General features: G+C 38.4%; 11 protein-coding genes. 8 read left to right on the top strand and 3 right to left on the bottom strand.

Annotation, left to right across the window (positions count from 1 at the left end; all coding sequences use genetic code 11):
* The first annotated feature begins 634 nt into the window (after window positions 1–634).
* Together mgtE and ACFTQ7_RS02050 are read left to right on the top strand one after the other, a co-directional pair.
* Window positions 635–2,011: a magnesium transporter gene (gene mgtE / locus ACFTQ7_RS02055; protein WP_349659080.1), complete on the top strand. Its 1,377-nt coding sequence runs from the start codon at window positions 635–637 to the stop codon at window positions 2,009–2,011.
* 53 nt (window positions 2,012–2,064) lie between these two features.
* The gene (locus ACFTQ7_RS02050; RefSeq protein WP_349659079.1) at window positions 2,065–2,466 is read left to right on the top strand and encodes a hypothetical protein; all 402 of its coding nucleotides are present in this window, start codon (window positions 2,065–2,067) and stop codon (window positions 2,464–2,466) included.
* 65 nt (window positions 2,467–2,531) lie between these two features.
* Here ACFTQ7_RS02050 and ACFTQ7_RS02045 read toward each other — a convergent pair whose 3' ends face one another.
* Entirely contained in the window at window positions 2,532–3,056 is a 525-nt protein-coding gene (locus ACFTQ7_RS02045) for a CotY/CotZ family spore coat protein (RefSeq protein WP_079559573.1), read from the bottom strand.
* A 133-nt stretch (window positions 3,057–3,189) separates the two neighbouring features.
* Between ACFTQ7_RS02045 and ACFTQ7_RS02040 the strand changes: the two genes are divergently transcribed.
* The 6 genes from ACFTQ7_RS02040 (at window position 3,190) to ACFTQ7_RS02015 (ending at window position 6,136) form a co-directional block, all read left to right on the top strand.
* Window positions 3,190–3,594 (top strand): YhcN/YlaJ family sporulation lipoprotein, encoded by a 405-nt coding sequence (locus ACFTQ7_RS02040; RefSeq protein WP_386827013.1) that lies wholly within the window; start codon window positions 3,190–3,192, stop codon window positions 3,592–3,594.
* Window positions 3,594–4,049: a stage V sporulation protein AC gene (gene spoVAC, locus ACFTQ7_RS02035; protein ID WP_386827012.1), complete on the top strand. Its 456-nt coding sequence runs from the start codon at window positions 3,594–3,596 to the stop codon at window positions 4,047–4,049. The genes ACFTQ7_RS02040 and spoVAC overlap by 1 nt, the downstream gene beginning before the upstream one ends.
* Window positions 4,043–5,038 (top strand): stage V sporulation protein AD, encoded by a 996-nt coding sequence (locus tag ACFTQ7_RS02030; protein ID WP_386827011.1) that lies wholly within the window; start codon window positions 4,043–4,045, stop codon window positions 5,036–5,038. Before spoVAC ends, ACFTQ7_RS02030 begins: the two co-directional genes overlap by 7 nt.
* Before the next feature lie 16 nt (window positions 5,039–5,054).
* Window positions 5,055–5,414, top strand: coding sequence for a stage V sporulation protein AE (gene spoVAE, locus ACFTQ7_RS02025; protein WP_386827020.1), 360 nt, complete (start codon window positions 5,055–5,057; stop codon window positions 5,412–5,414).
* A gap of 65 nt (window positions 5,415–5,479) precedes the next feature.
* Window positions 5,480–5,656: a YjcZ family sporulation protein gene (locus ACFTQ7_RS02020; RefSeq protein WP_079559577.1), complete on the top strand. Its 177-nt coding sequence runs from the start codon at window positions 5,480–5,482 to the stop codon at window positions 5,654–5,656.
* A gap of 231 nt (window positions 5,657–5,887) precedes the next feature.
* Window positions 5,888–6,136: a stage VI sporulation protein F gene (locus ACFTQ7_RS02015; RefSeq protein WP_386827010.1), complete on the top strand. Its 249-nt coding sequence runs from the start codon at window positions 5,888–5,890 to the stop codon at window positions 6,134–6,136.
* A gap of 121 nt (window positions 6,137–6,257) precedes the next feature.
* Here ACFTQ7_RS02015 and ACFTQ7_RS02010 read toward each other — a convergent pair whose 3' ends face one another.
* Entirely contained in the window at window positions 6,258–6,686 is a 429-nt protein-coding gene (locus ACFTQ7_RS02010; RefSeq protein WP_349659075.1) for a GNAT family N-acetyltransferase, read from the bottom strand.
* Between the two features lie 3 nt (window positions 6,687–6,689).
* Entirely contained in the window at window positions 6,690–7,205 is a 516-nt protein-coding gene (locus ACFTQ7_RS02005) for a YjcG family protein (protein WP_386827009.1), read from the bottom strand.
* Between the last annotated feature and the right edge of the window lie 50 nt (window positions 7,206–7,255).

Genomic DNA, 7,255 nt, shown 5'->3' with positions numbered 1-7,255 from the left:
CGCTTTCGCACAGTTAAAACATTTGTAGCTGCCGCTTCGCTTTCGCACAGTTAAAACATTTGTAGCTGCCGCTTCGCTTTCGCACAGTTAAAACATTTGTTGCTGCCGCTTTGCTTTCGCTACAGAAAACATTTGTTGTTGTTGCTGTCGCTTCGCTTTCGCACAGTTAAAACCGTGTTGCTGTCGCTTCGCTTTCGCACAGTTAAAACATTTGCTGCCACTACGTTAGCACTACGCTATCGCACAGAAAACATCCGCTTCGCTGCAGGGTCTCGGGCCATCAGGATGTTGGTCACGAAGGCGTTATTACAGGACGTGATGCTCTTAGCCTTCGTTCCTCTATATCGCTGATCCCCAAGGAGTCGCTCAGTCGGAACGGAAATCAACTATTTATGGCATACGGTTAATAAATGTCATCTCCAACTTTTGGTGAGGAGCTAGTTTTTATTCAGTAAAGGTGAAAAATAGAAACATTTATCTACAGATTTATCCAATTAGATTGCGGAGATGTTGTAGGATGCTATGTAGTAAAAAAAGGGTTTGCAGAAAAGGCATCATACACTCTATTATATAAAAGGTAGATTTACGGAATTGCCCGTATTAATGATTTAATGCTCGGAAGGAGGGGACAAGCATGATAGAGGAAAGAAATGAAAAGGATGATGTGCAATTCGACGAGGCACGTTTGCGAGAAATGCTCGAAGCACATGATATAAACGCATTCCGCGATGAGTTTTTAGAGCTTCATCCATATGATCAGGCAACGTTTTATGAGAAGGTGGAGCCTGATATACGAAAGACCATCTATTCGTTCTTGTCTCCGTCGGAAATGGCTGATATTTTTGAGGCAATCGAAATAGATGATGATGAATACACAGCGTATCTGGCTGAGATGGATCCGTCATATGGTGCAGAAATGCTTTCTCATATGTATGCAGATGATGCGGCAGACGTTTTAAATGAATTGGATACGGAACAACGTGAAAGCTATTTAGGCATGATGGATGAGGAAACAGCTGAAGAAATTAATGAGCTTTTAAGATATGACGAAGGCACTGCTGGTTCTATCATGACGACTGAATATGTAGCGATACCAGAAAATTCTACTGTTCGTTCAGCGATGGCAATTTTACGGAAAGAAGCACCGGATGCTGAAACCATTTATTATATTTTTGTCGTGGATGAAGCACATCGATTAACAGGTGTTGTTTCGCTTCGTGATTTAATCATTGCGGATGAAGATACTCGTATACGTTCGATTATGAATGAGCGTGTTGTGATGGTGCACGCAGGGGATGACCAAGAAGAGGTTGCCCAAATTATGAAGGACTATAACTTCTTAGCGACACCAGTTATTGACGATAAGGGTGAATTACTAGGGATTATTACAGTCGACGATATTATCGACGTTATTGATGAGGAAGCATCGGAGGATTACTCTAAATTAGCGGGTATTTCCGATATGGATAAATTTGATACAACCTCATTCCAAGCAGCTAAAAAACGTTTACCATGGCTTGTTATATTATTATTTTTAGGGATGTTGACTGCAAATTTGATGGGACAGTTTGAGGCAACGTTAGAACAGGTTGCGTTACTCGCAGTGTTTATCCCTCTTATTTCAGGTACTTCTGGAAATAGTGGAACACAGGCATTAGCGGTAGCTATTCGAGGAATTGCGACAGGAGATGTTGAAGAACATAGCAAGCTAAAATTACTCCTACGTGAAGCAGGCACAGGCTTAATGTCTGGAATTGTTTGTGGACTGATTGTGATCGGTATCGTCTATATTTGGAAACAAGAGCTTATACTTGGAATGCTAGTAGGAGCAGCGCTTTGTGGTTCAATTTTAGTAGCAACGCTTGCAGGTTCTTTTATTCCATTGCTCATGCATCGCATGAAAATTGATCCAGCTGTTGCATCTGGTCCATTTATTACAACATTAAATGATATTACAAGTATTTTAATTTACTTAGGTTTGGCGACAACATTCATAAGCAAAATAGGCTGAGAACCAATTTTCTTCCTTTCGCATATTGTATGAAAAAAAGGGAAGTGAGTAATGTGGGTCAAGAGCCACGCTTATTTATAAAGTCACCATCCTATTTTCTAAATATTTCTAAGGTGCTACATGAACTTGATTTGGATGAAAGTACGTCAGTGTATCTAAAGGACGGCTATTTCAATGAACAGGCGATTGAAGAAAAAGAAGAAGTGGTTGAAGAAGAACAAATAGATCCGTATTTACTAAAGCAACTTCAATTTTTAGAAAAGCCATTTCGGCAAAAAGCATATCAACCGTTAGTCGTATGTTTAAAGGATGGTCGAAATTTACGAGGTAGTGCATCTAATGTAGAGACGGATTCATTGATGCTTACTTCTTTTGAATTAAAGACACAAGAAATTATTTATTTTGAGGACATAGAACAAGTATTATGGCGGGGTAAACAATTACCTACTTTATGAAAAAAGTGTACAGCAGAGGATGCTGTACACTTTTTTTTATGTGTAGTGTGTCAAAGGAGAAAAGATTATTCACAAATCCCTAAGTCTACATCAGCAATACATTGTACAGCACAGAAGCACGATAAATCTACAGTAATACAGCTCTCAGTGGAATTCCAATCATCTACTTTGCATATTTTTTTCATGTTGACACAGCAACCGTCTCGACTTAATAGATCGACTGTACTTTCACTGGAGTCAAATGAACATAAAGGTTCTAAAACACGCAAGGTAGCGCAGCACTCATCAAACATATCTTCTACTCGGAAAAATACGGATGTACATATACATGGATCCGCTGTTGGAGAACTGAAAAATGCTTTAAAAGGAGTACCATCTTTTGTAATTAACATAAATACACGTGTATCTGCATGAGAGCGTGCTGGACTTACGATGCCTCCCAGTGGTTCTAGGAAACAGTTAGCTGTACATGGTTGACATTCTTCTCTCACCGCTTGATTCTGAATGTCTAAAATAGCGCGTACTACGTCACAAACGCAGCCTGCTGAATGGATTGGTCCAATAGGATTTGTTGGCTTGCCACAACCCATATTGTCACCTCCTTTCCTTGTTACTACTTCTACAATATGTACTTAAGAAAAATGGACTCGGGCCTTTGTATATATAGTTAAATGAATAGTTTTTTTATGGTTGGAGAAACTTTAAAGAAAAGGAGGGTAAAACTTGAAGCTATTAGGAATGATGTTACCTCTATTAATCAGTTTATCGCTTTTAAGTGGTTGCGGTGAAAAAGAAAAATTTATTGTCTACGGTTCACCGGAAAATGAAAAAGAAGTTGAAGCCATATTAAAAGAGCAGAAATATGTAGACAAAACAACGGTAATCCAATACGACAATAGTATGCTTGTAGCAGTGCAAATTAAACCATGGGATAAATGGAAAAAGGCTAAATTAGAGAAAAAGTTGCAAAAGAAATTTGATGAAAAATACCCCAACAAAAAGGTTTTTGTCTCAACCGATTATAAAATATTTTATGAAGCCAATAAAATAAAAAGGGATCAAGTTGAAGATAATAAACTGAAAGATAAAATTAATGAATTGAAAAAGCTAGCAAAGGAGCAAGCATAGTGGAAAAAGAACAATACCATCAATTAGAACAAAATGTCACGCCGAAACCGCCTTATTTTAAAAATGTTGCAAAGGCATTTATAGTAGGTGGATTTATTTGTACAATCGGACAGGCCGTTTCACTTTTTTATATCATTTTCTTTAATTTTACTGAAGAGACAGCCGGAAATCCAACAGTTGCAACAATGGTGTTCTTTGCCATGATTTTAACAGGTTTTGGATTATATAAGAAGATTGGTCAATTTGCTGGAGCTGGATCAGCTGTGCCTGTTACGGGGTTTGGTAATGCTGTTATTTCTGCTGCCATCGAGCATAGATCTGAAGGATTAGTACTTGGTGTTGGTGGGAATATATTTAAATTAGCTGGGTCCGTTGTATTATTTGGTGTTGTCTCCGCCTTTTTTGTTGGACTTATTAAATACATTCTCGTAACGATAGGAGTGGTTTCATGGTAATTGTCTTTCAATCGAAGCCATCCTTAATAGCAGCAGGTGTAGTTGCAGGCCCACTAGAGAAACGAAGTATATTTAGTCAACATTTTGATGCGACTTATGATGATGAACGTTGGCAAATGAAAACAAATGAACAAGGTCATCGAAAAATGGTGGAAGAGGCCTGTCAATTTGCCATGAAAAAAGCGGACGTAAAAAATAAGGACATTGATTACTTTATGGGCGGCGATTTAGTGAATCAAATGACACCGACCAATTTTGCGGCTAGAGACTTAGACATTCCTTTTATTGGACTCTTCTCCGCATGTGCCACCTCTATATCTTCAGTAATTGTTGCGAGCCTTTTAACAGAAGTAGGTGCTTCAAATTTATCCCTAGCTGGAGCATCTAGTCAACACAATGCGGTTGAGCGACAATTCCGCTATCCAGTCGATTATGGCTCACAAAAGCCCCAAACTGCTCAATGGACGGTAACGGCTGCTGGGTATGCACTAATTGGTAAACATCACGAGGAATATCCTTCTATTGAAGCGGCAACTGTTGGAAAGTCGGTTGATTATGGTATGGATGATCCATTTCACATGGGTGCAGCGATGGCACCAGCCGCTTTTCAGACGATTCAATCACATTTAGAGCAGCGTAATCAAAAAATTTACCACTATGATTTAATTTTAACAGGTGATTTAGGTCAACTTGGCTTAAAACTTTTAAAAGGCATGTTTGTTGAAAGTGGCATCAAGAGTGAGGAGTTAAAACCTTTACGTGATGCAGGTGCTGAGTTTTATGGACAGGATGAAGCATTTCAATCCGGAGCAAGTGGTGCAGGTTGTTCAGCTGCTGTTTTTTTTAGTTATGTAATTCAACAGATGCGAGCAGGTACTTATAAACGAGTTCTTCTTGTAGCGACGGGAGCATTACTGTCTCCGCTTACTTTTCAACAGGGCGAGACGATTCCATGTACGGCACATGCGATTGAAATTACAATGAAATGAGGTAAAAGCTATGGTTATGACATTTGTATTTGCATTTATTGTAGGAGGCATTATTTGTGCCATCGGTCAATTACTAATGGATGTAGGAAAATTAACACCAGGACATACATTAAGTACTCTAGTCGTAATTGGTGCAATTCTAGACGGGATAGGCTTGTATGAACCTCTCATTGATTTTGCAGGGGCTGGTGCAACCGTTCCTATTACGTCCTTTGGAAATTCTTTAACGCATGGTGCGCTTGCTGAAGCAGAAAGGCATGGACTTGTAGGCGTGTTAACTGGGATGTTTGAAGTAACAAGCTCAGGAATCAGTGCTGCCATTGTCTTTGGCTTTATCGGAGCATTACTTTTTAAACCAAAAGGAAATGTTGACTAGACGAATACCCCACCCATTTTTACAACCAAAACATATTATAGGTTGTAGAAGGGAGGGGTATTTTTATGGGATATCAAGGCTGGGGCTCGTATGGAGGGCACTCTGATGGTTGCTACGGAGGAGATTACGGCGGTTATTATGGCTGCGGATATTATGGCTATGGACATGGTCAGAGTTCAACGTTTGTTCTAATCGTTGTTCTATTCATTCTTCTAATCATTGTTGGTGCTACTATTATTTAACTTCTTTCAGCTGAAAGAAGTTAAAGCTTTGTGCTAGCACAAAGCCGATTCCGGACGCAATTATGCCGAGGCATAATTGATTTGACTAATGTGACAGTCGATAAGAGGCTTTAGCTTTTCTTCAGAGTGCTTTATTATCTGAATAAAGTTTAAAGCCTTCACTATTTTTCGAATGTTTTCATAAATTAATAATGGAAATAAATTTAAACTTTAACTGATAGGAGGGGGAACATGAATCGCGGATTTTTTAATTCAATTGAACAAAAAACTGGAGTATCGATGGATGAGATCTTCGCATTAGCAAATGCAATTCAACATGCTGATTTTAAAAGTGAAAAACAAGTAAGAAAAATCGTACGACGCGTAAGTAAGGTGTCCAATAGACAAATTACGCAAGAGCTTGAAGATAAGTTAGTTCAATCTATTATTCAAGATGGTGCTTCACTAGACTTCGATAAAATTACTAAAATGATGAAATAATTTGATATATTTAAAAGGTTGGTTAAATGGACTTTCATTTAAAAATCAACCTTTAAAGTTTTGTAGAAAAATAAAAAAGGTGTTACGATATGCCGTAGCATTTTCGTAACACCGATTTGAATTAAATCGTTTTTTCCATAGCACGATGTGGGATACCAGCATCCATAAATTCGGGAGATGTTACCGCATAGCCAAGCTTTTCATAAAAAGGAATAGCATAACTTTGTGCGTGGAGTTTTAGCTTTTTCTTATTTATTGAAATAGCGTACTTTTCCATTTCCCTCATAATTAAAGCACCTAGTTTTTTGCCTCGCTGATCTTGTAAAATACAAACACGTTCAATTTTTGCAGCATCGTCCACGATATTGCGTAAACGTGCAGCACCTACAGGGGCATTGTCTTCGTACATAATAAAATGCGTTGCGGATGCATCCTCAGCATCACATTCTAAATGCAGCGGCACACCTTGTTCTTCAACAAAAACCTGTTTGCGAACTGCGAACGCATCCTCGTGCTCTTTTGCTGTTTCCACAATCTTAACGTTGTACAAGGATTACTCAGCTCCTGACAATCGGAATGTTTCATATGTTGTCCACGAGCCATCTTCCAATTGGTATAAAAGATGAATACGATCAATTGTATCTTTTTCGTCAACGCCTGTCATACGTAGTTGGCCAAAAATGTCATCATGCTCGGAAGCTGTCATTTTTTGAGCAATCGTGATATGTGGTACAAATACATGTTTTGACTCACCAAAAGGTACTTTTTCTTCAAGTGCTTGGTGGAATGCTGTTAATTGTTCAGTTGGTTCAATGCGGAAATAAATCGCATTTGTTGTAGGGAAAAATGAACTTATACGTAATGCATGAATGTTTAAAGGTGCATAGTTGGCAACAAGTTCATCTAATTGCTTTATAATAGTTTGAATATCATCTTCTGTCGCATCAAAGCTGTCCTTTAATGTAATATGCGGAGTAATTTTCGCATAATGAGGATCGTATCGTTTCCGATACGTATTCGCTAAATCTTGCAATTTTTTTGATGGAAATGCCACAATACCGTACTTCATAGGCCATTACCTCCCGAAAGTAAACAATTTTTTATTTAAGTATAACAGAA

It is taken from the genome of Lysinibacillus sp. NPDC056959 (genome assembly GCF_042674095.1).
GTDB classification, from domain to species: Bacteria; Bacillota; Bacilli; order Bacillales_A; family Planococcaceae; genus Lysinibacillus; species Lysinibacillus zambalensis.
This window is presented reverse-complemented; position numbering and strand designations above follow the sequence as displayed.